Genomic DNA, 26,551 nt, shown 5'->3' on the forward strand with positions numbered 1-26,551 from the left:
TTATCTCGCCCTGAAACATCTGCAAACGTTCCTGGACATTCCACATGGTAACGACATCACCTCACTATCAGGCAGCGACAACCGAAATATTGGCGCGAGCCTCGATATCCTCGCCGAGCTTGACCAGTGCGGTGTACTCGCCAACCGACTTGATGTGCTGCGACAGGTTGATCGAGCGGCGATCAACGTTCTTGCCGGTGGCAGCGTTGATCGCCTGCGCAACATCAGCGGTCGAAACGCCACCGAAGAGACGCCCGTTTTCACCAGCGGTCTTGACAATCTGGAAGGTTACGCCTTCGATTGCCTCGCGAGCTTCGCGAGCAGCTTCGATCGATTCCGTGGCGCGCTTACGACGCGACTCCGTAATCTGATCGATCTGGCGCTGAGCACCCTTAGTCCATGCAGTGGCATAGCCACGCGGGATGAGGTAGTTGCGAGCGTAGCCATCCTTGACGGTGGCGACATCGCCCGCGTCGCCCAGGCCCTTAACTCCGTGAGTAAGAATAATCTTCATGTTTTATTACTCCTCTCAGCGGTTCGAGCCGGTGTAGGGGAGCAGTGCCATCTCACGCGCGTTCTTCACGGCGCGAGCAATCTGACGCTGCTGCTGAACGGTGACGCCGGTGACGCGCTGCGAGCGGATCTTGCCGCGATCCGAAATGAACTTGCGCAGGGTTGCGGTGTCCTTGTAGTCGATGTTCTCGATCTTCGCAGCCTTGAGGGGGTTGCCCTTCTTCTTCGGCTTGCGCAGAACTGGCTTTGCCATAATTCCTCTTCTCTATACGGGGCCGAGGCCCCAAAAGTTCATGAGATGCGCGTATGACGCGCGATTGCCTCAGTCATTGACTGAAGGCCGTAAGAGATCAGAACGGCGGGTTGTCGTCGAATGACGATCCACCTGCCGGCGCCTGGCCCCACGGATCCCCTGCCGAGCCACCTTGGGGGGCATCGTACGATGCACGTCCTTGGTTGTACCCGCCCTGGTTTGCGTAGTTGTTGCCAGCGCCGAAGCCGGAATTTCCGCCGCGGTTTCCTCCACCGTTACCGCCTGCACGCTTTGACACCTGTGCGGTGGCATAGCGCAATGACGGACCCACTTCATCAACCTGCATTTCAACAGAGGTTCCCTGAGAACCATCGTTGCGCTGGTAGGAGCGGATTTGAAGGCGGCCAGTCACGATAACACGCATTCCCTTAGAAAGAGATTCGGTTACGTTTTCTGCGTAGTCACGCCAGACGGAGCAGCGAACAAACATCGCTTCGCCGTCTTCCCACTCATTCGTGGATCGGTTGAACGTACGAGGGGTGGACGCCACGGTGAAGGAAGCAACAGGCGTACCAGAGCCTACGTACTTGAGTTCCGGATCAGCCGTGAGGTTGCCGGTGACGGTAATAATCGGTTCGCCTGCCATGATCTTCTCCTTAGTTCTTTGCCTGCTTGGGCTCGACGCGCAGAAGCTTGGTGCGCAGAACGGACTCGTTGAGTCCGAGCTGGCGATCAAGCTCCAGAGCGGTTGCCGACTGAGCGGTCATGTAAACGACCACGTACACGCCTTCCGACTTCTTCTTGATGTCGTAGGCGAGGCGACGGCGACCCATGATGTCCGTCTTGTCCACGGTTCCGCCTTCGGCGGGGACGACGGCGAGCAGCTTGTCGAGGTAAGACTGCAGGTTACGCTCATCAACTTCAGGATCGAGGATGATCATCATCTCGTACTGACGCATGGTGTACCCACCTCCTTTGGTCTAAAACGGTTGCGGTCCTTCCGCAACAGGAGGGTTCATGCTAGTGCATGTATCACGGGTGTGACATATGCACCGCACCACTCTACCGGATTTACCGTGAAAATTCGTGCGTTTTGAGACACATGTGGAGAGCGTGTTGAGACACTATTTTCCTTGTTGAACCGAATGATTTGCTGGCTCCTGTCCAGGAGGTGCCGGCGGTGGATACGTATGATTCAAACCGCCGTCATTCGCCGGCGGTTCGCCGGAATTCTCGGGAACCGACGGTTTCGAGTTCTCCTTCGTCGGCTGGGGCTTTGGCTTTTCTTCAGGTGCCTTGGTACTCGGCTCTGGTGTCGGAGTCGGTTCAGGTGTTGGAGTCGGCTCTGGAGCCTGGTACTTCGGAGCCGGAACATAAGGCTCAGGCGCAGCTTTCCCTTCAGGGAGTGGGAACTTCTCTGCCGCCAAATCTGCCAAGGCAACACTCATATACTCATGCATGACAATGCCCGGCAAATTACCGCCTGCCACCTGGGTCTCGCCGCCGAACGGTGCAAGTTTTTCTTCCTCACCATTGGGGCCAACCTGAATCATGTCCACAACAGTCGCGAGTTGCGGGGTGTAACCGCCGATCCATGCGGACCACGGCCCTGACGAAGTGCCGGTTTTTCCCGCCATCGGGTGTCCGGAAACTCCCTTTCCTTCAGCAGTTCCACCCCAGTCATAGACACCTTGCATCATCTGGTTCATCGTGCGAACATGGTTCGCCTCGATCACCTGATTAGCTGAAGTCGGACCAGTGTAAATAACGTTTCCAGCTTTATCTTTCACCTCTCGAATGAGATGCGGGGTGGCTTGCTTTCCGTCATTGGCGAGTGTGCCAAATACCTTGATCATGTCAATCGGGCGTGCAGATGCGGATCCCAGAACATTTCCGACACGTGAATCCAGACCCGGGGTTTTCTCAGGTAAACCGAGATCAATCGCAGCCTGTTTTGCCTTCTCAGCCCCCACCTTCTCGTTCAAGATGATGAAAGGAGTATTGATCGATTGAGCCGTCGCGCGAGCGAGCGTCACAGAACCGTGGTCACGCTGGTCAACGTTGTTGAAAGTCGTCTTGCCAACTTTGTAATGTGCAGGTGAATTCACGCGTGAATACGGGCCCCATCCTTCACGAACGGCAGCAAGCAAGCCAAAAACTTTGAACGTTGAGCCACCCTGGGCACGGTCTTGTGTCACGAGGTTTCGCTGACGCTTCGCATAGTCAGCACCACCGTAAAATGCCACGATTTCACCGTTTGTCGGATTCATCGACACAGCTCCGACGTAGTTATTCTTGGGACGATCTTGCGGAAGCTTCGTCACTGCTTCTTCGAGAGCTTTCTGATTCTTTGGTTCGATCGTTGTGGTCACGCTAAATCCACCACGATCAACTTCTTCTTCGCTAAATCCACCCTGGTTAATGAGTTCGGCCTTCACTGCCGTGACAATGTAGCCGGTAGTTCCCTTGAGCGAATCATTTGCCGACGAGGGGATCGTCTTCGGCATTGTTTTGCTGGCCCCGTTGTACTCCGCCGCAGTGATCCAACCGTCTTCTTTCATCAGTTTCAACACGCGTTCGTAGCGTTGCTGAGCCCGTTGAGGACTAATCGCAGGATCCCACGCTGAGGGTGCAGGGATGATCCCTGCAATAAGGGCCGATTGTTCGAGAGTGAGATCTTTGGCAGAGACATTGAAGTATGCCTTCGCTGCAGATTCGATACCGTACGTACCTCGCCCAAAATAAATGGTGTTGAGGTAGTTTTCCAGAATTTGTTCCTTGGATTGACTGCGATCAATTTTTAAAGCGAGGAGAGCTTCTTTGCCTTTGGAAATCAATGACGTATTCGTTCCGGTGTAGTAGCGCTCGGCATACTGCTGCGTCAACGTTGACCCACCTTGGGTCGGCAAGCCGCGAATATTGTTCCAGAATGCGCGCGCAATGCCCTTCAAATCCACACCGTTATTTTGGTAGAAACGACGATCTTCGCTGGCCACCACTGCGTTGCGCACGAACGGAGAAATCTTGTCCAACGGAACTGAATCACGATTCACCTTGGAAAATGATCCGAGCTTCGTTTTTCCGTCCGCATAGTAGGTCATCGTGTTCTGGGCCAGTGCGAAGTCTGCAGGCGCCGGGATTTTTGTCGCCGCATACAGCCCTGCCAGACTTCCGAAGCCAAGGGCGATCAACAGTAAAAAAGCTCCAATAACTACACGCCACGAAGGCACCCACCGGCGAACCGGACCGTAGCCCGCGCGCGGATAGTTCCACCCTTTTACACGCTTCGGCTTGGTCTTCGCCTTCGTTGACGTCACCATATTTCCCTCACTTGTCGTTGTTTGTATGCCTTCTAGGCACTTTAAGTTGCCCAGTTAACCCAGAGAGCCGACGGTGGTTCTTCTTCTGACCCTCGCCCGTATCTTCGTTTGAAAATCCAACAAAAGGATTTCGGAACTCGACAAATTCATCTTCTACTTCAGCATCAATATCGTAAAAACCTTCACGCCGACGCGTTTTCGCGTCGTCTTCTGAAATGAGGAACGCGTCAACCCACCTGCTCCTGGGGTCAGAGTCTACTAGGAGAGCCTTGAAGAAAAGTGTGAGAGGCACCGCAAGAATGGACCCCAACCATCCCACAATGACCGTCCAAATCGTCAACGAGATAAAGGTGACCGTCGTCGATAGGCCAACACGATCGCCAGTAAACTTCGGTTGGATGAAGGTCTGGATGACCACATTCGACACCACGTAGAGCACGGCCACCCACATCATTGACTGCCATCCCTGATCCAGCAAGGCCATGAGCATCGGAGGAACAACACCCACGAAGAATCCCACATTCGGGATGTAGTTCGTGATGAACGCCCACACACCCCAGGTCCATGCAAGCGGCACACCAAGCATCTGCATACCGATAGCATCAATCACTGCCACGATCAGACCAAAAACAGTGGAGATGATCCAGTACTGACGAACCCTGCGTTCAAAGCTGCCCAATGCCGAAGCGAGGTGTGAGTGCGTCATTCGCATGATCGTATTTCGTGACCCGAGCACCATCGTATCCACCGTGATGAAGAACAATGCCACCACAACGATCATGATCAGCCCGCCCACCGACGAGACGTAATCGAACAAGCTCCATGCCCATCCCACAACCGAATTGAAATTCAGTTGATTGAGATAGACCGAGAAATCCTGTGTTTCGATCCCCTTGTCCTGAGCGAACTGCAAGACAGTTTGAACGATGTTTTCAAAGTTATCTGAGTACTTCATGAGTGTTGCCGGCAGAGGCATCAGCGACAACACAGTGATTCCCACAACGATCAAAATAAAACCCACCACGGTGATGATCATCGCGGTGGCAGCAAGCCATGACGGCCAGCCCTTCTTCATGAGCCATTGGCCGATTGGACGGAATGCCAGCACGATAGTAAACGCCAAGAAAACCGGGCCGAAAACATTCTGAATTGCTGAAAGGCCCGCCCCCACAATCACCAGGAGAGCAAGGACAGCGAGAATAACGATTCCGTTGATTTTCCCACTGGCCTGAATAACTTCCTCGCTGTCAATGCCAGCATTGTGATCGTCATGGGCAGGCTGTGACGATTCAGCATCAGGTTGGACATGCTGAGCCTGAGGCTCAACATCTGAATCACTCGCGCGCTCCGGTGCGAGTGGGGTTTCGTTTTCCACTTTCCTCTCCTTCGTTCACGTTTATTGTGCCCGATGGGTGCGACACTTTTTGTCGAACACTCGCCCACGGCGCAACTTCAGAGATTACTCACTGAGGATTCCTCGTATTTTTCGCCGACGCCGACGCGTAAATACGCTGCCCCGCACACCACACACAGGACAGTCGCCACACAAAAGACGATTCGGCTCCATCCCTCAGGTGGCAACACTAAAATCGCAGCGAGAGCAGCCAAAATAAAGGCCATATTAAAAGCCATGTCATAGAAGGCGAAAGCTCGTCCGCGATAGCGGTCTTCCGTGCTGGCCTGGACGATCGTATCCACCGCAATTTTCGATCCTTGTGCAGAAAATCCCGCGAGCACTGCTGCGATATGCAGCCACGGAGCGTGCCATGAACCAGCAACAATCGCCTGTGACACTGCCATGATTCCGAAACACCAACATACCCACGCCCACGGACTCATCACATTATTTGCGATCGGCGTCGCCACCACTGCGAGTGCATTACCTGCAAACGAGACGCCCCCAACCAGCGCAAATTGCGCGAATCCAGCGGAGGTATTCATTGGATCCGCTAAGAGATGTCGAGAGATGATGATGAGCGCGACGAAGTTGAGACCGTAGAAAAAACGGTGTGAGGCAATCGCCATAAGCGCAAGAGCAGGGATGCGCCGTTGGATGAGATAACGCGCCCCACTAGCCATATCGGAAGTGACCTTTCTCATGTCACCCCATGCACTCGACGTCGGTGGTGTGCGCGGTCCAAGCGCACCGGCGTCGAAAAACACGACCGAGAGCAGCGACGAGAGCCCGAAAATGACAGCCGCAGCCACAAGCGAGCCTCCCGACACCCACGTCGTCGGCAGAGTGAGCGCCAGTAGCGCGCCGATTCCGCCGCCCAGAGCCGCCATTAGCGAGCCGAGAGTGGGCGTGATCGAGTTTGCAATCAGATACAACCGCAGAGGAAGTGTATGAGGCAAGGCCGCCGATAATCCCGCTAAAAGGAAACGGTTCATCCCGAGTGCGCTCAACGCCAGAATGTAGACCACGGGGGTGTCGCCAACAGTTTCGATGAGCACCGCCAAGATCCCGGCGAGAACCAGCCGCACTGCGTTTCCCACAACCAACACGTTACGCCGTCGCCAGCGATCCAGAAGGGGACCGGCGAATGGGCCGATCACAGTGAAGGGCACAAGCAGTATTGCGAAGGCAATAGCGATCTGCCCTGCTGTTGCAGCCTTCGTTGGGTTGAAAATTAAAAGTGTTGCGAGACCTACTTGGAAAAACCCGTCACCTGTTTGGGAGACGAGCCGTATCGCGAGCAAACGGCGAAACTGCCGATAGCTCAGGCATTCGCGGAGTTTCACGACCGTTCTTCCCACCACGCGAGCAGACGCCGTGTGGCCTCTTCTTCACCCAAGGGCCCCTCTTCCATACGAAGATTCAGCAAGTATTTGCGTGCCTCGCCAACGTCACGCCCAGGGGTAATCCCCAGCAATTCCATAATCTGAGCGCCGTCAAGGTCCGGACGAATAGCCTCAAGCTCTTCTTTTTCCTTCAGCGCCACGATGCGTTCTTCGAGATCGTCCATCGCTGCACTGAGCCAACGGGCCTTGCGCTTATTGCGCGTGGTGACATCGGCGCGAGTGAGTCGGTTCAGACGCTCAAGGAGGTCTCCGGCGTCGGTGACATATCTGCGCACAGCAGAATCTGTCCACACCTGTTCGCCATAGCCATGGAAACGTAAGTGCAGTTCAACCAAGCGCGAGACGGCTTTCGTTGAAGCTTTGTCAAATTTCAGTTCTTTCATCCGCCGCCGAGTCATACGTGAACCGACGAGGTCGTGCGCATGGAAAGAGACTGTCCCGTCTGGCTCGTATTTACGAGTGGCTGGCTTGCCGACGTCGTGCATCAGTGCCGCGAAACGGAGCACGAAATCTGGCCCAGGAACTGCTCCTTCGGCGTCGGTTTCCAGCGCGATCGCCTGGTCAAGAACCGTCAGAGTGTGCTGGTAGACGTCCTTGTGTCGGCCGTGTTCGTCAACTGTGGCCACCAGCCCGGAAACCTCGGGGAGAACGACGTCGGCGACGCCGGTTTCAACCATAAGTTCGATTCCGCGGCGTGGGCACGTGCCGACAATGAGCTTTTCAAGCTCCGCTTGGATGCGTTCAACCGACACGATACCGAGACGCGAAGCTTGATCTGCCATCGCTGTCATCACACGCTGGGACACATCAAATTCCAGTTGGGATGCGAAGCGCGCAGCACGCATAATACGTAACGGATCGTCGTCAAAACTTTGTTCCGCGGCAACCGGGGTGTCAAGAACGCCAGCTTCGAGGTCGTCGAGGCCACCGCATGGATCAACCAGCTCCAGCTGTGGAACTCGAACAGCCATGGCGTTCACGGTGAAATCGCGGCGCGTGAGGTCACCTTCGAGACTGTCGCCGTATTTCACTTCGGGTTTGCGTGAATTTGGATCATATTCCTCGGTGCGATACGTGGTTACTTCCACCACAAGTCCGTCCTTGGCAGCACCAATTGTCCCAAATTCTTTGCCGATGTCCCAGACACCGTCTGCCCACTCTCCAAGCAGTTTCTCGGTGTCTTCCGGGCGCGCGGAGGTAGTGAAATCGAAGTCGTGAATCGGCCGTCCCAAGAATGCGTCGCGAACTGGACCTCCGACGAGTGCCAATTCATACCCAGAACGTGAGAAAATGGATCCCAGTTGAAGGATTGCCGCAGGAAGCTGACGCAGGGACGCAAGTCCTTGCATCAACACCTCGGCACGTCGGTTCGTACCGGCGGAAGTTTTTTGTGTAAGTGAAAGCGATTCATCGGTAGGCACCCTATAAGGGTGCCATGAATTCGAGTCGAATCCCACCCCGCTTGCACCTTGGATGTACAGAAGAATTATGAGGAGAAGAGTTCCAACGCCGCCGCCCCACCCACGCGGCGAAAAGACGCACACCCGGCTGAGATCTCGGCGTGCCTCGAACCTACCTGTGTCGAATGAGACATCAGCAGGCGGCGTGATCGTTGCTGTGCATAACGGGCACGCATACGTGGCCGTCATCGCACGCCGAAATCGCGCCGGGCGTCTCGAGTGGGTTCTACCCAAAGGCCACCTCGAAGGAGTCGAAACTGCACGTGAAGCAGCTGTGCGCGAAATTTCCGAGGAGACGGGTATTTTCGGGCGCGTATTGAAGCATCTCGCTTCGATTGATTACTGGTTTTCTGGCCATGACCACCGCGTTCACAAAGTTGTCCACCATTTCCTGTTGGAGGCCCTTGAAGGGACTATCACTGTGGAAAACGATCCCGACCACGAAGCCGAAAAGGCAGAATGGGTGCGTATTGATCGCGTTGCGACTCGCCTGGCATATCCAAATGAACGCCGGATTGTGGGCGATGCCGCTGCAATTCTTCGAGGTGAGCGAGAGTGAAACGACGTTTGGGGGGTTTTTTCGTTGCTGCGTACGCAACTTTCGTGGCCTTTGCCGGCTACGTTGGCCCCGCAGCGGCACTCACGACGACGCCGTTGTCTGGCTCACCGATCGTGGCGACACCACAGCTTCCCGCACCGACGTCGTTGAATCGAAGTCAGAAATCCTCCGAACCGCAGATCACCATCACATCTGTGGGCACGCCTGTTCTTGCGCCGGAGACGCCACTTCGCATCACAGTGAATGTCTCCAATCCATCCACTTCACCTCTGACACTGACTCATTTCGATCTTCGCGCGGCTTACTCTTCACCACTCAATGATCAAAATGTTCGCGATTGGATGCGGGGAAACCTCGATTCAGCCCAAGTTGCCCGCGATTCGTCGCCGTTGACTGTTCCACCTGGTGGGAGCGAAAGCCGCACCATTACTGTTGAAGCAAAAGACCTGACGTGGGACACGAGCCAGTTTGGGTGGGGCCCGCGTGGAATCCTCGTGCGAGCCACAACTGATCAAGGAGAACGCCTCAGTGATACGAGCTTCATCATCGTTGCTCCGAAAGTGAACCTCCAACGCACACCGACCACCGTCGTCGCGCCGCTCGTTCGGTCGGCACAAAATATTGCTCAGCAAGGGACTCTCTCTGATTTTCTTGCACAGGCACACTCCTTGAGGGTTGCGCCTGAACCGGCTGCGAAACCGACACCAACACCTCAGTCAACAAAGAGTGAAGCAGGCGAAAAGACTGATCACGAGACAAAAACTGCGCCTGAAGGAAACGACATCTCCTCACCCGGTGATCTCTTTGCACAGGTTCCAGCTTTCATCAAGGAACCTGAGGATATCGGGGCGATGCTTCAACTCCTCGGGCAATCTCAGAAGGGGATGGAATTCCTTGTTGACCCCACTCTGCAAGCCTCATCAGGATTTGCCGAGGCGGTGACACAGCGCGATCATCACTTCCTTCCGACTTTCGATGCGTCGATAGCGTCGTTTGCGGCTGCTCATCGGCCGACACTCGCCAGCGCTGCGATGGCCGATGATAACTCGGTAACCTACGGGCTGACTGATTCGGCGTCCTTGAAAACAGCGAAAGATGCCGGTTTTACTGCAGGAATCGTCTCAAGCCACGATTTTTTCCCGCGCGCAGAGCTTACCTATACTCCCAGTGCTTACGTGCCAGCGAAGGCAAGTGAACTTCCGAGCGATGTATATGTTTTTGATCAATCGCTTTCGGACGCACTTGCTGGGTATATGCCTGGGGCAGGTCCTGCTACCAGCGGCACATCTGCCTCGGGCGCTCACACAAACTCTGACGCTCAATCGAATTCTGCGGAAAAGGTTGATGCTCTCGATTCACGTCAACTCGCGCTGACCGTGGCTGCCATGCAGTACCGGGAACGTCCCAATGATCAACGAGGGATCATCGCAGCGTTTCCGCGTGGAGCAGAGATTCGAACAGAAACCGCAAGATCTCTTCTACAAGCGCCGTGGGCAATGCCTGCCTCACTTGAGGAACAAAAGAAAACTGCTGCTAGTGGCAAGTACCTTGCTCGGGAAAAAGAACCGAGCACCAATGTCATCAACACAGATACGCTGAGCCGTCTCCAGCAGGCACGGCACTCGCTGGCAACGATTGCCAATGCCACTCCGTTTGGCACCGATCTCAACCAACTCAACGATCTTTATACCTCGCTGGCAGCGGCTCAGAGTTCAGCTGGAGTTCCGAGCACCGCGGAGCATCAAATTGCTCAAATGGCCATTACGTCCGACCCGCGCCTCAAGGTCAAAGTCGCTGAAACCTCGACAATCAACATGATTTCTGAGGCATCATCAATCCCACTGCGGGTGATGAATTCGCTTCCTTTCCCCATCAATGCTCAAGTCGTTTTACGTATGCCAGACCAACGCCTGCGCACTGATTCTCCAGCTCCGGCCGCCATCCCGGCAAAAAATTCAGCAACGATCGCTATCCCTGTCAAAGCCTATGGCTCAGGCGATCTCGATGTAGAAGCCCGCGTCGAGACCCCTGGAGGCGAAGTTCTCAGCTCCCGAACCCCGCTCAATATTCGAGTGCGCGCCCAATGGGAAAACGTTGGCACAGTGGTTGTCGGTTCCCTCGTGGTGATTCTCTTTGCGACGGGCGTGGTGAAGTCGGTCAGAAAGGGACGTCGATCCCAACCTGTTTCGGCTGGCGAATTCGGTGAGAACGTGAAACGTTCATCTGGACAGCTATCGGGATAGACTTATGACAGGTTGTGCCGCAGTAAAGGAGATCACGTGAGTAAGGAATTTGTGCAACCCGGCGATCGTATCGCTGAGCGATTCGATCTCGTCTATCCGATCGAGCATAGCTTGGGTTCACGCGATGGCGTGAACGTGTGGATTGCGCGCGACACGATCCTCTCTCGTAGCCTGCGCGCCATCCTTATCAGGCACGATTGCTCTCACGCTTCGGAAGTTGCCGACGCTGCTCGGCGCATCGCCCTGATCTCTGACCCACACCTCGTCTCGACGATCTCTGTCATCGATACTGACTCACTCACTGCAATTTTCACTGAGGTTCCCCCAGGCATCCCGTTCACGTCGTACCTCGGCGGCGACCCTATCGATCCGCACATTGTGTGGGCACTTGTAGGCGAAGTTGCAACGACGGTGAATAACATCCGTCACCGTGGAGTACGACATCTCTGTTTGGACGCTTCCGACATCCTGATCCAAGACACGTCAGGAGTTGTCGTTGACGGCTTTGGCATCCAAGCTGCGCTAAACGACGAAGATATCTCACTCCCATGGGAAGACCTCGACGCTCGTGAAACAACGGGACTCATCCAGCTCACAGCCGCACTTTTACTTGGCCGTGATGTCGATGATCCGCAAGTGAGCATCGAGCGCGCTCTCGATATCGACGGTCTCCCCGAACCACTGAGAGCAGTTTTATCATCGTCGGGCGACGATAAAACACCAGCCGACTTCGTGCGCACAATTGTGCCGTGGCCTGAACTCGACACCTCGTCCTTGCAGGTTATCAACGAGCCCGCCGACGCTGGCTCCCGGCGTCCGGTTCCTCCCGCTACCTCTGCCGACGCTGATCGCCGTCCTTTCAACGTCAGCCACGTCGCATTTCCGCCAGTTCGTCAGCAGGCCGAGCCTCAGCAAGATGACACGGCGGTGCAGCCAGAAAGCTTGTCTGAGAACGCCCAGGCGATGAAGCCAGCTTCATCAAAGGCCGAAGCAGCGCAAGTGGTTGAGAAAACACTGGGTATTGAAGAGCACAATGGCGTAAGCAATGTGCAGTGGCCTAAGCCCTCGGCTGATCCATTTGTCGCTTCGGCGATACATGCTCCTGGAGCGGCAGCAAACATTGACAGTATTGCAGCAATAGGAGCGGATCCGAATTTTGCCCAGCCCATTGAAGTTCCAGATGAGCTGGCCCCCGAGTCCGTCTTTGCTCACGCTGATGCCGATACAGACAGCAACGCTGGTGGCGACACCGACACCGGGGAAGTGAACGCTACCGATGCTGACCGTGTGAACACATCGTCTGAGCCAGGTTCAGATGCGGGGGACTCGCTTGAAGCGCCCACCGCCGTCGTCCCTGTCGTGAAGGAACACGTTGAGCAAGAGACGTCATCACCACAAGAGTCTCCTGTCCACAACACTGTGGTGACGCCGCCCCCTCGCCGTCACTCAACGTTGCCAACACACCCCTCAGAAGGCGTTACGCGCACGTCGGCTTTTGCTCCAACTCGATCAGGACACGGGCCAACGCACGGCGTCATAGCGGGAGCTGGCAACTCAAATGGAGAGCTAGTTGCACCGCGCAAGTTTAATCCTTCCAAGGTTGTCGTCAGCGTCTTTGCAATCGGCGTAGTTGTCGCAGGTGTGTGGTCACTGTCATCCCTTTTCCGTCCACTCGATCCGGTTCAACCGTCCTCAAGTGCTTCCTACCTTGACTTGAGCACATCCACCGGAGGCGCCACTGATCAATCACGACAGTCACCGACGTCCGAAACCAGTGCGCCGCCAAAAATCGCATCCGCCGACGTCATTACTCTGGGCATCGAAAACTTCCGCGATGCGCCAAAAACCAATGTCAATAATGTTGAGGGGATTCAAGCCGCGATTGATTCAAAGCCTGAGACCAGCTGGCGTTCATGGTGGTTCTCTTCCCAAGAAATGAAGCCAGCAGATTCCACTGTTATCGTGCTGAAACTCGCGGAAAAAGCGACTATTTCTGAAGTCACTCTCAAAGAAGCTGGACGAGGCGGGAATATTGAGTGGCGCAACACCGTTCCCGAAAAAGCAACGGAAGGTGAGGCGGTCGCACAAGGAGAACTCAGTGGTGACACCACGCTGAAGGCCAAAGATCCGGTGAATACTGACACCGTAGTTCTTCGGGTCACTAAGCTCCCCGTGGGAACCGACGGCAAATTCCGTCTCAACATTTCAGAAATTACGCTCAAGTAACAACTACCGGAAAGGCCTTTCATGGCAGTTCATGACGTCATCATTGTTGGATCAGGACCAGCTGGTTGGACCGCGGCAATCTACACAGCACGCGCAGGAATGCAGCCGATCGTGTTGGCAGGAACCCTCCAAGCTGGCGGTGCGCTGATGAGCACCACCGAGGTGGAAAATTACCCTGGCTTCCCCGATGCCGTTCTTGGCCCAGATCTGATGGACAAGATGCAGAAGCAGGCTGAACGCTTCGGAGCTGAAGTGCTCTATGAAGACGCTGTTCGCTTTGAACTCGATGGCCCGGTGAAGAAGATCCACACCAACGCACAGACCTACGAAGCCTATACCGTTATTCTGGCTCTGGGTTCTGCCTACAAGAAGCTGGGTTTCCCGCGTGAAGCTGAACTTTCGGGCAAGGGCGTCTCGTACTGCGCCACGTGCGACGGATTCTTCTTCAAGGATCGTGAGATCGTTGTGGTTGGCGGCGGTGATACCGCTGTCACTGAAGCTCTCTTCCTTGCACGCTTCGGTTCGACGGTTCACGTCGTTCACCGTCGCGATGAGCTGCGCGCCTCCAAGATTATGGCAAACCGACTTCTGGCGAACGACAAGATTGTGATGCACTGGAACAAGGAAGTTGTTGATGCTCGAGGCGAGGGTGCGCTTGAGTCCCTGACCTTGCGCGACACTGTCACCGGTGAAGAAAGCACACTGGCAGCAGCTGGACTGTTCGTGGCAATCGGTCACGAGCCGCGCACGGCAGTTCTCGATGGAGCAGTTGAACTCGGAGACGGCGGCTACATCAAGGTAGCCGAACCAACAACAGCAACCTCAATTCCCGGTGTCTTCGCTGCCGGAGACGTCGTTGACCACCTCTACCGCCAGGCGGTTACCGCAGCTGGTACCGGTGCCCGCGCGGCAATGGATTCAGAGCGTTACCTGATCGATCACAAGTCAGAGCTCGAATCTGCTCACTGAGCAATACACTGAGGCGATAGTGCCAATGTCTGATACGCCGGTCCGCGTCCCCTTGCTGTTCTCGACAGCGAGGGGACGCGGACTTTATGTTCCAGATGCAACCTGTGTTTAAGCTGTGTCACGCATCTTGTGATGATTCGTGGCATGATTAGCGAAAACATATTGTCATTCAAGGAGGAACTGTGAGCGGCCATAACAGCATTTCGTCAAAGATTGCCTCGGCAGCCGCCGCAGGCACGCGTCTGGATCCATGGTTCGACGCCTATGCCGACCGCGCTTTGGGAATGAAGCAGTCAGAAACTCGTTCCCTTTTTGCTGTTGCGAACCGACCAGAGGTTGTCTCTCTCGCAGGTGGTATGCCGAACATCGTCGGACTTCCACTCGATTTCCTTGCCGACATGACCTCCCGCCTCATCCGTGAACGCGGACCTCAGTTACTTCAATATGGCGGGGGACAGGGCGAAGAAGAACTGCGCGAAATGATCCTCGACGTTATGCGCGCAGAAGGCATTCGTGCCCACGTGGACAACATTGTTGTGACTACCGGAAGTCAACAGGCGCTTGATCTTGTCACCCAAATTTTTATTAATCCAGGCGACACTATCGTGGCGGAAGCCCCAAGCTATGTGGGCGCACTCGGCGTTTTCCGTGCTTATCAAGCCAATGTCGTTCATGTGCCAATGGATGCCGATGGAATGATTCCGCAGGCGCTCGATGAAACACTCACTCGTCTCGCCTCTGAAGGCAAGCCCGTGAAGTTCATTTACACCGTGCCAAACTTCCACAATCCGGGCGGCGTGTGCATGTCAGATGAACGCCGCCCTCAGGTCGTCGAAATCGCGCGCCGACATCACGTCCTTATTCTCGAAGATAACCCCTACGGAATGCTCGGCTTTGATGACCAGGTCATGCGTCCGCTGCAAACCTACGACCCCGACGTCGTTGTTTACCTCGGTTCGTTTTCGAAAACTTTTGCGCCCGGCTACCGCGTCGGATGGGCACTTGCACCGCACGCCGTCACGCAACGCCTCGTCCTAGCCAACGAGAACGCCGTACTTTCGCCGACGAAAGTCGGCCAGCTGTCAATCGCACAATACCTGCGCACCTATGATTGGATGGCACAAATCAAGGAATATCGGGCGATGTATAAGGGCCGCCGCGACGCAATGATCGGAGCGCTCTCGAAGTACCTCCCACAATGTGAGTGGAACGTTCCCACCGGCGGCTTCTATACCTGGGTGAAAATTCCTGACGGCCTCGATGCCAAGGCGATGTTGCCGCGTGCAACAGCGAAACTCGTCGCCTATGTTTCGGGAACCGCTTTCTATATGGATGGCCAAGGCCGCGATCATCTGCGTTTGTCCTTCTGCTATCCACCGGAGGATCACATCGTGGAAGGTGTTCGCCGACTCGCCGGCGTCATCGAAGCAGAAGAAGAGCTTGTGGGACTTTTTGGAACAGCAAATCTTCATCGTCGTGACGGTTTCGAACGCCCGGCACCCAATCTCCTCTGACACGCGCAGAATGATCCGCGCTCACGACAAATAATTTTTCCCTTGAAAGGACATGCCATGGATAAGCCTCTCACTGTTGCAGTGCTCGCCGGCGGACTCAGCCACGAGCGCGATATTTCCTTACAATCCGGACGCCGTATCGCTGCTGCTCTGACTGACTCTGGCATTCAGGCAAAAGTACTCGACGTCGATTCGCAGCTTTTGCAGCGACTTGAGGCACTTGAACCCGACGTTGCTTGGCCGCTTTTGCATGGATCAACAGGAGAGGACGGCTCGCTCCAAGATCTCTTGGCTCTCATCGGACTACCCTTTGTGGGATCGAGCGCCGACGGCTGTCGGCTGGCTGCTGACAAAGCCGTTGCGGCCTCAGTGTTGGGAGCATCAGGTGTTAACGTCCCAGAATCAACAGCGCTTCCTCAGTCGCTTTTCCGTGACGTGGGTGCCGGGCGCGTTCTTGACCTCATCGAAGATCGCTACGGTTTCCCCGTCGTCGTAAAGCCGACGAAGTCTGGTTCTTCTCTCGGACTGACTGTGGTGCGCTCAAAAGCTGAGCTTCCGGGCGCCATGGTCGATTGCTTTGCGTACGGCGATACTGCACTTATTCAAAAGTTCGTCGAGGGACGCGAATTCGGTGTCGGAGTCGCAGATTTTGGCGATGGCCCTGTGGCGCTACCGCCGGTCGAGGTGGTCGCCACTGGCCCCTACGATTTCGATGCGCGTTACAACCCCGGTCGTGTTCAGTACTTCGTTCCGGCACGAGTCAATGACGTCGAACGTGAAACCATCGCCTCTCTTGCGGTCAACGTTCACAAATCACTCGGACTCAAACATCTTTCCCGCACTGACATCATTCTCGACGCCGACGGGGTGGCCTGGTTTATTGACGTGAATACATCACCTGGCATGACGGAGACGTCATTATTCCCGTTAGCAGCACAAGCTCACGCTGCTGAGCAAGGCAATTCCGTCGAAAGTGTCTATCTTCAAATCCTTGCATCCGCGGGGGCTGACGCCGACGCTGAAGCCTAAGGGTTGTGTGGCTAGGGTGTTCTCCCTCGCTCGATATCGCCGGAGAACACCCCAGCTCACGGATACTTTTCGCTTGACAACAGACGTTGAGTCGATAGTCAGGCAATTTCGCTACGCCGATGAGGGCAGGGCGAGGAGCACTAGTCTTCACTGCCATGCTGAATCGGAAATTCGATTCCGCCGTCGCCAAGTTCGCTCAAGATACGGTTCAAATCGTCCAGTGAACCAAAATCGATTGCGATTTTTCCTTTTCGTTGTCCCATATTCACTTTGACTCGCGTATTGAGGCGATCTGCCAGACGCGTTGCAAGTGCTCCAAGCTCGTCGGGGTACTGAGAAACCCGCGGCCGACGTCGTGCAGCAGCAGCGCCCTCTTCACCCATGGCAACGATTTCTTCAACAGCGCGCACGGAAAGGCCTTCAGCCACAATACGCTGCGCCAAGCGTTCCATTGCCGCGGGATCAGTGAGACCGAGTAGCGCACGCGCATGACCAGCTGAGAGCACCCCAGCGGCCACCCGTCGCTGGACAAGTGGAGGCAACTTCATGAGGCGAAGCGTATTAGAAATCTGTGGGCGGGAACGTGCAATTTTTCGTGAAAGTTCTTCTTGGGTACAACCGAAATCTTCCAGAAGCTGTTGGTAGGCTGCTGCTTCTTCCAAGGGATTGAGTTGTGCTCGATGAAGATTCTCGAGCAACGCGTCACGAAGTAAATCTGTATCCTGCGTGTGCCGTACAATCGCAGGGATCTCGGTCAACCCGGCACGCTGCGATGCCCGCCAACGACGCTCGCCCATAATGAGCTCATATCGAACCTCAGGATGCTCCAGATCCGCTTCAGCGAGGGGACGGACAACGATCGGTTGAAGGACTCCAACTTCTTTAATCGAATCAGCGAGTTCCTGAAGGTCATCCTCATCGAAAATTGTTCGCGGTTGCGCACGATTCGGCATGATCGATTGGAGATCAAGTTCGCCGTAGGTGGTGCCTGGAATCGGAAGCAGAGCATCCCCAAACTGGTCTTGCTCACTTGTGTCACCACTTGTGGTCTGTGTCCCTGTTGCGTTCTGGACGCCTAGTTTCGGATCAATATCTTGTGGCGCGCTAGCCGCCTTTGTTGGTCGTATTTTGCTGTCAGTACGCTTTTTCGCGACTCTATTTTTTGCAGAGTTTTCTTCTCCTGAGGTAGGTGCACTTGCTGATTTTTTAGCGACATCTTGCGAAGTCCCAGTGCTTAGCGTGGCAGTCGGCACGACATCCTCGGAAGAAGTAATAGGAGCTGTCTTTTCTGCACGCTCCGACGCCGCCTGGTCATTATGCGGTTGAGGCGTTGCACCGGCAAAAAAGACATCAATCGGACGATTTTTCTTCTCTTTCTGATTATTTGGAATCAACGATCCCAATCCGACGCCTAGACCACGACGCTTCTCAGCCATTTTGCTTTTCTTTCTTTCGGAAATTACGGAATTTTCTATAGTTATTTATTGGCACTAATTCGCCATTATATTTTTACGTAATCATCTAACTACGTTCTGATATTTCAAAAGCTGCTGCAGTGTATGCGATAGCACCAGATGAGCGCGGATCATACGTAATTACCGTTTGATGGAAAGACGGTGCTTCAGAAATGCGGATGTTACGAGGGATCTCGACTGAAAGTGTTTCTTTCGGGAAATAGGAGCGAACCTCGCGTGCAACATCTTGAGCCAAATTCGTTCTCTTATCGAACATCGTCAAAAGAATAGTAGAGATAGCGACATCTGGATTTAACGCTGTGCGCACAGACTCAATTGACTTCATGAGCTGAGTAAGACCTTCCAATGCGTAATACTCAGTTTGAATTGGAATCAAAATTTCATGGGCAGCCACAAGCGCATTCAATGTGAGTAGTCCTAAACTTGGTGGACAATCGATAATGACATAATCAAGTTCAACTCCACGCTCAGCAAAGGTGATCAGCGCACTATCGAGTGCATCACGAAGGCGATATTCACGTCGCTCTCCACCCACAAGTTCGATCTCGGCCGACGACAAATCGATCGTTGATGGCACAACGAAAAGCGAGTCAAAATCGGGTGATGGTGCAACTGCTTCAACCAACGGTAATTCACCGGTCATTACCTCATAAACGGAAGGCGTCCCCGAGGTGTGCTCGACACCCAAAGCAGTTGATGCATTTCCCTGCGGATCTGCATCGATAACGAGTATATTGAGTCCGCCTTTAGCGAGTGCTCCAGCCACATTTACTGCGGACGTTGTTTTTCCAACGCCACCCTTCTGATTTGCAACTGTGAAAACGCGTGTTCGTTCGGGGGACTTAAATTTCGCGTCCTTCAGCTTTGCCATCAGTTCGCGATCAGAGACAAGATCGGCTCCGACAGGAGTGTTGTCATCGTCAAAAATCGAGGCCCATTCCTGCGAAGGCGGAATATGGTTAACTTGAGAAGTTTTCTTACGAGGGTCGGACAATGTGTCACACTCCTTACGTTTGATGTGGTCTATTCTACCCTGAAATCACCTAATCACCTACATAAAATTTATTTTTCTCCGCAATTTAGTTCATAAATATTTTTATCCACAGAAATTGCGATTCGTATCGTTTTCCACAAGTATTTTTCTCAGTTGCCAGAGATTCGAGTGAATGATAATGACTGGTCTTACGTTTCACGTGAAACTCTTTTCCTCGTATGCCCCTGCCGAAGTTTTCTCTCCTCATCACGAGAATTGTGGGCTTGTTTGATTATGTGCGCTTGTTTCACGTGAAACGCTCGGTTCGGTTCAAATCACGTAAATTCACTTTCAAAAAATCCGTTTTGTCACAGTTCGTATGAGTCTCGGACAGTCTGTTAAAGCATATTGATCTCGATAACGACGCTTACCCAAATGAAGTTCGGCAATGTATTTCTCAGTGTCTCTCACCCATACGATGAGAGAGTTGTATCTTCCTAGTTGTCGAGTATGAAAAGGAGAGCCGGAACCGGAAAAGTAGATACACCATCAAGATGAAGAATTTCTCAGTTGTCAGGGTTAGTGAATCTTTCCATGTACTTCCACTGATAAACTACCCCACACCGCACAAAATTCTGTGCCACATCTCAGTAAGTTCCATACCAAAATTCTCTTATTGCTTGGCCCGAGCTACTTGATCTCCATCGATGAGGGAAGTGGACTGCACTAATGAGTGCAGTTTGAACCCAGCTTTACGGCAAGATGTCTCAACGCAGACTTTCCCGATGCACTGCGTCAGAAGAATATAAGGAGCATGTTTTTTAGCGTGTCACCAATACTTCGTCTTTTCATCGGAGGATACCGATTATTCGGTTGATCTTAATGCGTATTCGTATCCTGAAGGTATTGCATTCCTTCGCTACCAGGCAATTTCGATGCATCCATCCTTCGGTTCCATTACATTAAACGTTGTTCTCGGAAGTAAATAAAAGTGCGGACTACGTTAGCATATTGACAGAATGAATACGTATTTTTTGAAGGAAAACAGCTTTATCTCTTGCCTGCTTCATGTTTCACGTGAAACATCACTGCATCAACGGCATATCAATTTCTGAGTAGAAATGTTCCATCGTTAGGAAAACTGCCACGAACATTGGGATTGTCGGTGCAATATATATTGGAAATTTCCCGTCAATCAGCTCTGATTCAATGAACCTGCTAGTCTCCTTAAATATGAATACTCAGCCATAATAGGCATCAGAACAACAGATTGTAGTTGACCCGCCTCGCTTTGGTCTCTGCTTCTGTTTGACTTCGCCATGACGAAAATTAGTGTGCTTCCGTCGGCATCAATACGTTGGCACCAAAAATATTCCGAGGCATGTCACATCTTCGTAGAAACTGCCGTGCACAGGAGCACCACGCACGCGTCTCATCCAAAATATTCTGTAAAATAGAATGCAATTTACTAGTAGTAATCCTGAGTGACGCACTGCTGCTGTGCAGTAGCTAATTAAGAGATCACTGTTGCCAGGCCGAAGGAATCTTAAAAAATTTAACCGGAAGATCTATCCGTAAGGTTCGAAAACTCGAAACTTTTCATACAAAGCGTTCATCGCTATCATTCCTCACCTTCACAATAAATCTCGTAGAGCTTTGCCACGGCAACGTTTCACGTGAAACATGTCCAAAATGAATCGTCATGAAAATTTTGTGTTTGAAAATACGAAGCTAAAACCCTGAATCCTATCCTGCTTTGCTAGATCCTGCTTGGCTAGCTCTAAGCAAGAATATTGATATAACATCAGGCCGTTGCGGGCGATTATTGCGTCGTCATATAACGATGGCCGTTGTCTTTTTTGCAAGCTAGGGTCAATTTCTCTTTGTGAATTGTGCACAGCATCCGCTGATTCCTATAGATCCACTGATACACCCCAATAAGAAACTTCGCAGGCGTATCAGCACACATTCGATGGGGAACTTCCCATGTATTTACATCACCAATAAAGTGATCATTTAGCATAGCGAACACATGAGATGAAAGTTCATCCATCCACAGATGAGTGCAGTTTAATATTGGTTGAAAAATACTACTGACACATAGAAAAGGCGAAGTACCGACGAACAGTTTTTCGTCTTTCAATAGTACAGCCCAGAGTGATGTCCGAGTTGGTATATCTTCTGAACTGCGTGACTTTCCCTATCAAGAGGGGAAGCCATAGATATTCCTTTCCTGAGCCTTTGGTCAGTAGAACAGCCCCAAATGTTTCACGTGAAACATCACTCCAAGATACCAAAGTGGACTAGGAATGGCCACCAATAAAAATTTGAAACTTTAGAGTCAACGCGTATATTCTGCTTGCAAAATTTCAGTACATCGAGTTCATATGAATTCGAAGCCACTGAATGGCGCGGGGTAGATAAGTACCGCAAATTCATCGACGCTTGCTGTGTTTTACTTTCTTGATCTCGACGATTCGAGTTCCTTCAAAGGTGCCCCACACATCAACGTCGTGAACATCTACCCATTCGGCACCATACTTGCGTAGCTGCTTATCAGCTTCGTTAATTTCGACTTCAGCTCGTCCACCTTTCAGCGCGACTACACGACCGCCATCACGAACCAAAGGCATGGTCCACGGGATCAGTTTCTTCAAGGCAGCAACGGCACGTGCTGTCACAATATCTGCGGAAAAACCATCAAGGTCCTCTGCACGGCCACGGATCACTTCAACATTGTTTAATTCGAGATCATCAACGACATACTGAAGCCAGTCAGTTCTGCGCTCCATTGCTTCAATGAGTGACACGTTAACACTGGGACGAGTAATCGCGAGGACAAGCCCCGGGAAACCGGCACCCGAACCAACATCTGCTACAGACATTGAATCTTCAATAAATCCATTGATTGCTGTTGAATTGAGAAGGTGACGTGACCAGAGTTTATTCATTTCACGTGGCCCGACAAGACCTCGTAATTGCCCCTCATTCTCGAGCAATTGAGCGAAGCGGGAGAGTCGCTCCCATTGCAGATCACCAAAATGTTCAGCGCCATGTAAGGGAGCAGGCTCAACTTCACCATCTTTTTCTACTGGAATATTGTCATTCTGATGATCGCGCATTGCTCTCTTACCTCCGCTGAAAAATACCGATTTAAGACTGCCATATTGGCCAACAAACTGCCATATACGCACTAATTTCAGATAGACGCGACAGCGGGAACCTTACCTTTCACACGATGCAAACTAACATCAATATGGACCGCTACACCGGCTTCACACTGCGAAGCGGAATCACCCACGTACTCCCTACCTTCAGTCCAGGAAGGGTACCAGATTTAAGGCGCTTGTTAATCGCTTGCGTCGATACACCAAGAATCTCAGCTGCTTGGCTAGCGGAGACAAGGGGTGGAATGTCATCGACTCCTAATAGCTCGTCAGCAGAGGATTCTTGCACGATCAAAATTGAGTAAAGGGTTCCGATTTGAGCGCAAACATCACGAGCCCGATGAAAAGCTTTATTAATTGAAGAACCTTCCACAGTGAAAATCACTTGAAGACCATCTTTGTTCTCGCGCACTATTCCAGAAAACTGAGCTACGTGTGCCAGAGCAGAATTCACATCAATCGCATCGTTGATTTGAACAGTGACAATATATTTCATATTCGGAATCCCTTCGTGTGCTCAAAAGGTCTCGTATTGTCATTCTATCGAAGCCCCAACGATTCCTTGAGTTCCCCCGGAGGAAATCCAAAGCGCGGCAAAATACCCATGGCTGATTCCATTACCCGTCACACGCCTACCCGTCACACGCGTCAGATCCTAGACCCAGAAACAGGAAAGACAAACGGCGAGTTTCCATGTGGGAAACTCGCCGTTTCACGTGAAACATTGGCTTGATGTACTCAGCTCGTTGGCCAAGCACCGCCACGCACTATTTACTCATCACTATCAGCCGATTCAGGGTAGTCAGCTGACTCTGCGGATGCACTCGATACCGAGGATTCAGCCGACTCACTGGAATCAGCACTGTCATCCGTCGAGGGAGAGATCACTACGTGGCGATCAGCGCCCTGACCGTACGAATCAGAAACGAGACCCGCATCAGCGGCCACGTCATGTACAACCTTGCGCTCGAATGGGTTCATCGGACGAAGCGATACCTCTTGACCAGAATCGAGAACCTCTGCCACGGCGTCAGCAGCGATCTTAGCGATCTTCTTACGATGGTCTGCGCGGTAGCCGAGGATATCGAGCATGAGTCGAGAACGCTCACCTGTCTCCTGCTGGACAGCAAGGCGCGTCAACTCCTGGAGAGCATCAAGAACGTGCCCCTCACGGCCGATCAGACGCTTCAGACGACGATCCTTCTCATCGTCGGACACGATAGCAACAGCAGCGCGGTCTGCCTCAACAGAAATCTCGAGGTCACCGTCAAGATCAGCAATATCGAGAAGTTCCTCAAGGTAATCCGCAGCGAGATCGCCCTCTTCAGCAAGGGTCTTCTTCAGTTCAGTATTTTCTGACATGTTCTTCCTTGTATTCTGTTCTGTCACAGACATTCAGTAATCTATGAGCCCGATGCCGGCCCGCATATTCCCTCCCGACGCTCGAAGCTCAAGAGGAAATTTTCGTCCGGCAAGGAGAAGACGCCGACATCACGCCTCACTCGCCATCTCCCGTCGGACTTACCTAGAAATTACGATCTTTCTTGTTGCGCGCAGCTTTCTTGGCACGCGCATTCTTCTTATCAGCAGAACGCTGACGCTGTGCAAGACGTCGCTCGTAACGCTTCTGTGCGCGCTCGGAGTCGGTCAAGCCGTCCTTTCCAACGGGCTCTCCGGCGTCGTTATAACGCTGTTCATCAAGCTCATCATCGACAAAAGAGAGCGGGTTTCCGAAAGCGTCCACATGTGCGCCAGCCTTCTTTGAACGGCTCTTGCCGAGGGGCTGAACACGCTGACCGGTGCTCTTCTCTTCGGCATCTTCCTCTGGAGGAAGCCCAGCTTTGATACGCTTGGCACGATCACGTGCCAACTTGCGTTTGTGTGCTTCAGAACCCGGCGTCGGGTTGGTTAGCATAAGCCAGGTCTGCTGGCCAATATTCCAGAAATTACCGGTAACCCAGTAAATCAGTACACCAATTTGGAAAGCGTAACCGGTGAAGATGTAAATGAGAGGCATTCCGTAGAGCATGGTCTTCTGCATGGTCTGCATCTGGTTCGCCATCGGGTTATCAGGATCCGGCTCATGCTTGGGCATATTCCAGGTCATCATCTGCTTCTGCTGGAAGAACAGTGTGATCACCAGCAGCGAAATCATCACGACGGCGACGACGGTGATGCGGGTGGACATTCCGGCGAAGATCGGCAGATGAGAAGTTGCAATCGACGAGGTCAACGGCGCACCGAAGAGCTCCGACTGACCAATCTGGCTAGCGATCACTTTGTTAATCGGTCCAATCGCCGCGGACGGGTCACCGTTGTAAATGCCCTTTGACAGCGGATCGATCGCATAGAGCATACGGAACAATGCGAAGAAGATCGGCATCTGAATCAACAATGGGAAACAGGAAGCGAAAGGCGATGAACCGTGTTCACGGTACAGCGCCATCATTTCTTCCTGCTGACGCTGACGAGATACCTGGTCTTTGCGCCCCTTGTACTTTTTCTGAATTTTCTTCATCTCAGGCTGCAGTTCCTGCATCGCCCGAGTAGAACGAATTTGTTTGTTGTAGAGCGGGATGATGAGGATTCGAACCACCACGGTGAGGCCAATGATCGACCACACCCACGCGGAACCGGCACCTTGAGGCATGCCGAGGCCGGTGAGGATCGCGTGGATGCCGTACATGATCCAGCTAATAACCCACATAATGGGGTAGAGAATGCTATCCATACCTTGCTTTCTTACTTGTTGTTGTCCTCGACGCCGTGGCCGCGTTGGCCTGCCGAGGTTTCCTCACTCGCGCGCCGCGCAAGTAGTTCTTGGTAGCCGAGAGGCTTGGTTGGCCATTGCCCTCGGAGAGGCACCCAATCGACACCACCAGCAGAAAACTGGTTGCATCGCATGAAGCGCCATACTGCTAAAAGTGTACCTTTGAACGCACCATGAATCTGCAGTGATTCATAGGCGTATTGGGAGCACGTCGGCTCGTAGCGACAACGTCGCGGAAAGTGCGGCGATATGTGCCGCTGATAAAAGCGGATCGGAGCTGACAAGAGAGCAACGAGTGGGTTTTTCACCGCTGTTCCGATTCATTGGCTGACGCAATCTGCGCCATTTCTTGATTGCGCTCGTCTTTCTTGTGTTGCGCCGACGGTGATCCCTGGCGCGATATTCTAGGCGCGCGAAACGTGGCCGGGAGCACCCCAGCCTTCATGAGGTTCTTCACGACGGCGTCGCGCAACTCGGTACTGGAAGCGGTGGCTGCGGGCGGGTTAGCTCGTATCACCAGGTTCGATGCCGATACTTCAGGAAGAAGCTCCCTCATAATATGGCGAAGCCGCCGGTAGACTCGGTGACGAACCACTGAGTTTCCGACGGTTTTAGCCACGACGAAGCCGACCCTACGGTCGGCCTCTTTCGTATTGTCGTCTGTCACCACGTGACAAACGAGAAGCTTGTTCCCTTTACGAACGCCGCCTTGGATAGTCTGAGAAAATTCCTCAGACTTTCGCATCCGATTGGCGGACGAAAGCATCAGGCGGAGAGCTTTGCGCGGCCCTTACGACGGCGGGCGGCGAGAACTGCACGGCCTGCGCGGGTGGACATACGCTTACGGAAGCCGTGGACCTTCGCGCGGCGGCGGTTATTCGGCTGGAACGTACGCTTGGTGGTCATTGGTACTCCCACATTTTACTCGGCGGACACCCTCTCCCGAGGGTGTGTGTACTTCTATTGCACACATGACCTATCAAAACTACCGGACTTTTCCGCGAAATGTCAATGTTCAGCGTGTCCGGTGACACACATCTCAAGGCACAAAATGTTTTCCACCGAGTTATCGACATCCCGCATTTTCTTGTCTGTCAATTCTCCACAGATGTGGACAACATGTGGATGGTTTCTTTGCTCAACAACCACGCGCCCCGAACAACGTAATTACACGCGTGTAATATCCACACCTGTGAACAAACCTGTGGATAACTTAGATGCATTTCCACAAGCTGTGGAATAACATAGTGGATAACTCTGGAAAGAAAGAAGGAACCG

The 26,551-nt window shown here is 53.0% G+C and carries 23 protein-coding genes and 1 pseudogene; 6 read left to right on the plus strand and 18 right to left on the minus strand.

Going from position 1 to position 26,551, the window contains the following annotated elements; translation table 11 throughout:
- Positions 1-67 precede the first annotated feature (67 nt).
- From rplI to P7079_RS08370, 8 genes are all read right to left on the minus strand, one after another.
- A complete protein-coding gene (rplI, locus tag P7079_RS08335) occupies positions 68-514 on the minus strand; it encodes a 50S ribosomal protein L9 (RefSeq protein WP_278012775.1) in 447 nt (148 codons plus the stop codon).
- Positions 515-529: 15 nt separating this feature from the next.
- On the minus strand, positions 530-766 hold the full coding sequence (rpsR, locus tag P7079_RS08340) for a 30S ribosomal protein S18 (RefSeq protein ID WP_278012776.1): 237 nt from the start codon (positions 764-766) through the stop codon (positions 530-532).
- Between the two features lie 97 nt (positions 767-863).
- Entirely contained in the window at positions 864-1,412 is a 549-nt protein-coding gene (locus P7079_RS08345) for a single-stranded DNA-binding protein (protein ID WP_278012777.1), read from the minus strand.
- A 10-nt stretch (positions 1,413-1,422) separates the two neighbouring features.
- Positions 1,423-1,725 (minus strand): 30S ribosomal protein S6, encoded by a 303-nt coding sequence (gene rpsF / locus P7079_RS08350; RefSeq protein ID WP_278012778.1) that lies wholly within the window; start codon positions 1,723-1,725, stop codon positions 1,423-1,425.
- Positions 1,726-1,890: 165 nt separating this feature from the next.
- Positions 1,891-4,086: a transglycosylase domain-containing protein gene (locus P7079_RS08355; RefSeq protein ID WP_278012779.1), complete on the minus strand. Its 2,196-nt coding sequence runs from the start codon at positions 4,084-4,086 to the stop codon at positions 1,891-1,893.
- Between the two features lie 7 nt (positions 4,087-4,093).
- Positions 4,094-5,461 (minus strand): AI-2E family transporter, encoded by a 1,368-nt coding sequence (locus P7079_RS08360; RefSeq protein WP_278012780.1) that lies wholly within the window; start codon positions 5,459-5,461, stop codon positions 4,094-4,096.
- Positions 5,462-5,538: 77 nt separating this feature from the next.
- Positions 5,539-6,828, minus strand: coding sequence for an MFS transporter (locus P7079_RS08365; protein WP_278012781.1), 1,290 nt, complete (start codon positions 6,826-6,828; stop codon positions 5,539-5,541).
- Positions 6,825-8,237: a CCA tRNA nucleotidyltransferase gene (locus tag P7079_RS08370; protein ID WP_278013635.1), complete on the minus strand. Its 1,413-nt coding sequence runs from the start codon at positions 8,235-8,237 to the stop codon at positions 6,825-6,827. The genes P7079_RS08365 and P7079_RS08370 overlap by 4 nt, the downstream gene beginning before the upstream one ends.
- A 139-nt stretch (positions 8,238-8,376) precedes the next feature.
- Between P7079_RS08370 and P7079_RS08375 the strand changes: the two genes are divergently transcribed.
- From P7079_RS08375 to P7079_RS08400, 6 genes are all read left to right on the plus strand, one after another.
- Positions 8,377-8,907 (plus strand): NUDIX hydrolase, encoded by a 531-nt coding sequence (locus P7079_RS08375; RefSeq protein ID WP_278012782.1) that lies wholly within the window; start codon positions 8,377-8,379, stop codon positions 8,905-8,907.
- On the plus strand, positions 8,904-11,150 hold the full coding sequence (locus P7079_RS08380) for a DUF6049 family protein (RefSeq protein ID WP_278012783.1): 2,247 nt from the start codon (positions 8,904-8,906) through the stop codon (positions 11,148-11,150). Before P7079_RS08375 ends, P7079_RS08380 begins: the two co-directional genes overlap by 4 nt.
- 36 nt (positions 11,151-11,186) lie before the next feature.
- Positions 11,187-13,376, plus strand: coding sequence for a protein kinase family protein (locus P7079_RS08385; protein ID WP_278012784.1), 2,190 nt, complete (start codon positions 11,187-11,189; stop codon positions 13,374-13,376).
- Positions 13,377-13,397: 21 nt separating this feature from the next.
- Positions 13,398-14,345, plus strand: coding sequence for a thioredoxin-disulfide reductase (gene trxB / locus P7079_RS08390; RefSeq protein WP_278012785.1), 948 nt, complete (start codon positions 13,398-13,400; stop codon positions 14,343-14,345).
- 182 nt (positions 14,346-14,527) lie between these two features.
- Positions 14,528-15,859, plus strand: a complete 1,332-nt coding sequence (locus tag P7079_RS08395; RefSeq protein WP_278012786.1) for an aminotransferase-like domain-containing protein — start codon at positions 14,528-14,530, stop codon at positions 15,857-15,859.
- Between the two features lie 57 nt (positions 15,860-15,916).
- Positions 15,917-16,888, plus strand: a complete 972-nt coding sequence (locus P7079_RS08400) for a D-alanine--D-alanine ligase family protein (protein WP_278012787.1) — start codon at positions 15,917-15,919, stop codon at positions 16,886-16,888.
- 140 nt (positions 16,889-17,028) lie between these two features.
- Here the strand turns inward: P7079_RS08400 and P7079_RS08405 are convergent, their stop codons facing one another.
- The 10 genes and pseudogenes from P7079_RS08405 to rpmH all read right to left on the minus strand — a co-directional run bounded on the left by P7079_RS08405 (position 17,029) and on the right by rpmH (position 26,179).
- Complete coding sequence (locus P7079_RS08405; protein ID WP_278012788.1) at positions 17,029-18,324, minus strand: ParB/RepB/Spo0J family partition protein; 1,296 nt, start codon at positions 18,322-18,324, stop codon at positions 17,029-17,031.
- Between the two features lie 85 nt (positions 18,325-18,409).
- On the minus strand, positions 18,410-19,357 hold the full coding sequence (locus P7079_RS08410) for a ParA family protein (protein ID WP_376987031.1): 948 nt from the start codon (positions 19,355-19,357) through the stop codon (positions 18,410-18,412).
- Between the two features lie 2,414 nt (positions 19,358-21,771).
- Positions 21,772-22,458 (minus strand): 16S rRNA (guanine(527)-N(7))-methyltransferase RsmG, encoded by a 687-nt coding sequence (gene rsmG, locus P7079_RS08415; RefSeq protein ID WP_278012789.1) that lies wholly within the window; start codon positions 22,456-22,458, stop codon positions 21,772-21,774.
- Between the two features lie 142 nt (positions 22,459-22,600).
- Entirely contained in the window at positions 22,601-22,999 is a 399-nt protein-coding gene (locus P7079_RS08420) for a helix-turn-helix domain-containing protein (protein WP_278012790.1), read from the minus strand.
- Positions 23,000-23,274: 275 nt separating this feature from the next.
- Entirely contained in the window at positions 23,275-23,865 is a 591-nt protein-coding gene (locus P7079_RS08425; RefSeq protein ID WP_278012791.1) for a Jag family protein, read from the minus strand.
- A gap of 163 nt (positions 23,866-24,028) precedes the next feature.
- Positions 24,029-25,234, minus strand: a complete 1,206-nt coding sequence (gene yidC, locus P7079_RS08430; protein WP_278012792.1) for a membrane protein insertase YidC — start codon at positions 25,232-25,234, stop codon at positions 24,029-24,031.
- 11 nt (positions 25,235-25,245) lie between these two features.
- Entirely contained in the window at positions 25,246-25,407 is a 162-nt protein-coding gene (locus P7079_RS08435; protein WP_278013639.1) for a hypothetical protein, read from the minus strand.
- Positions 25,408-25,425: 18 nt separating this feature from the next.
- A pseudogene (gene yidD / locus P7079_RS08440) lies at positions 25,426-25,581 on the minus strand (membrane protein insertion efficiency factor YidD); the annotation flags it as partial.
- Entirely contained in the window at positions 25,578-26,039 is a 462-nt protein-coding gene (gene rnpA / locus P7079_RS08445) for a ribonuclease P protein component (RefSeq protein ID WP_278012793.1), read from the minus strand. The pseudogene yidD and the gene rnpA, both read right to left, overlap by 4 nt.
- On the minus strand, positions 26,039-26,179 hold the full coding sequence (rpmH, locus tag P7079_RS08450; RefSeq protein ID WP_278012794.1) for a 50S ribosomal protein L34: 141 nt from the start codon (positions 26,177-26,179) through the stop codon (positions 26,039-26,041). The genes rnpA and rpmH overlap by 1 nt, the downstream gene beginning before the upstream one ends.
- Positions 26,180-26,551 lie beyond the last annotated feature (372 nt).

This window comes from Arcanobacterium canis (assembly GCF_029625435.1).
GTDB classification, from domain to species: domain Bacteria; phylum Actinomycetota; class Actinomycetes; order Actinomycetales; family Actinomycetaceae; genus Arcanobacterium; species Arcanobacterium canis.

Bases quoted from the DNA above. Each gene is read 5' to 3' on its own strand.
- rplI (WP_278012775.1), bottom strand. From the start codon at position 514: ATGAAGATTATTCTTACTCACGGAGTTAAGGGCCTGGGCGACGCGGGC.
- rpsR (WP_278012776.1), bottom strand. From the start codon at position 766: ATGGCAAAGCCAGTTCTGCGCAAGCCGAAGAAGAAGGGCAACCCCCTC.
- P7079_RS08345 (WP_278012777.1), bottom strand. From the start codon at position 1,412: ATGGCAGGCGAACCGATTATTACCGTCACCGGCAACCTCACGGCTGAT.
- rpsF (WP_278012778.1), bottom strand. From the start codon at position 1,725: ATGCGTCAGTACGAGATGATGATCATCCTCGATCCTGAAGTTGATGAG.
- P7079_RS08355 (WP_278012779.1), bottom strand. From the start codon at position 4,086: ATGGTGACGTCAACGAAGGCGAAGACCAAGCCGAAGCGTGTAAAAGGG.
- P7079_RS08370 (WP_278013635.1), bottom strand. From the start codon at position 8,237: ATGCAAGGACTTGCGTCCCTGCGTCAGCTTCCTGCGGCAATCCTTCAA.
- P7079_RS08375 (WP_278012782.1), top strand. From the start codon at position 8,377: ATGAGGAGAAGAGTTCCAACGCCGCCGCCCCACCCACGCGGCGAAAAG.
- trxB (WP_278012785.1), top strand. From the start codon at position 13,398: ATGGCAGTTCATGACGTCATCATTGTTGGATCAGGACCAGCTGGTTGG.
- P7079_RS08400 (WP_278012787.1), top strand. From the start codon at position 15,917: ATGGATAAGCCTCTCACTGTTGCAGTGCTCGCCGGCGGACTCAGCCAC.
- P7079_RS08405 (WP_278012788.1), bottom strand. From the start codon at position 18,324: ATGGCTGAGAAGCGTCGTGGTCTAGGCGTCGGATTGGGATCGTTGATT.
- rsmG (WP_278012789.1), bottom strand. From the start codon at position 22,458: ATGCGCGATCATCAGAATGACAATATTCCAGTAGAAAAAGATGGTGAA.
- P7079_RS08420 (WP_278012790.1), bottom strand. From the start codon at position 22,999: ATGAAATATATTGTCACTGTTCAAATCAACGATGCGATTGATGTGAAT.
- P7079_RS08425 (WP_278012791.1), bottom strand. From the start codon at position 23,865: ATGTCAGAAAATACTGAACTGAAGAAGACCCTTGCTGAAGAGGGCGAT.
- yidC (WP_278012792.1), bottom strand. From the start codon at position 25,234: ATGGATAGCATTCTCTACCCCATTATGTGGGTTATTAGCTGGATCATG.
- P7079_RS08435 (WP_278013639.1), bottom strand. From the start codon at position 25,407: ATGCGATGCAACCAGTTTTCTGCTGGTGGTGTCGATTGGGTGCCTCTC.
- rnpA (WP_278012793.1), bottom strand. From the start codon at position 26,039: ATGCTTTCGTCCGCCAATCGGATGCGAAAGTCTGAGGAATTTTCTCAG.
- rpmH (WP_278012794.1), bottom strand. From the start codon at position 26,179: ATGACCACCAAGCGTACGTTCCAGCCGAATAACCGCCGCCGCGCGAAG.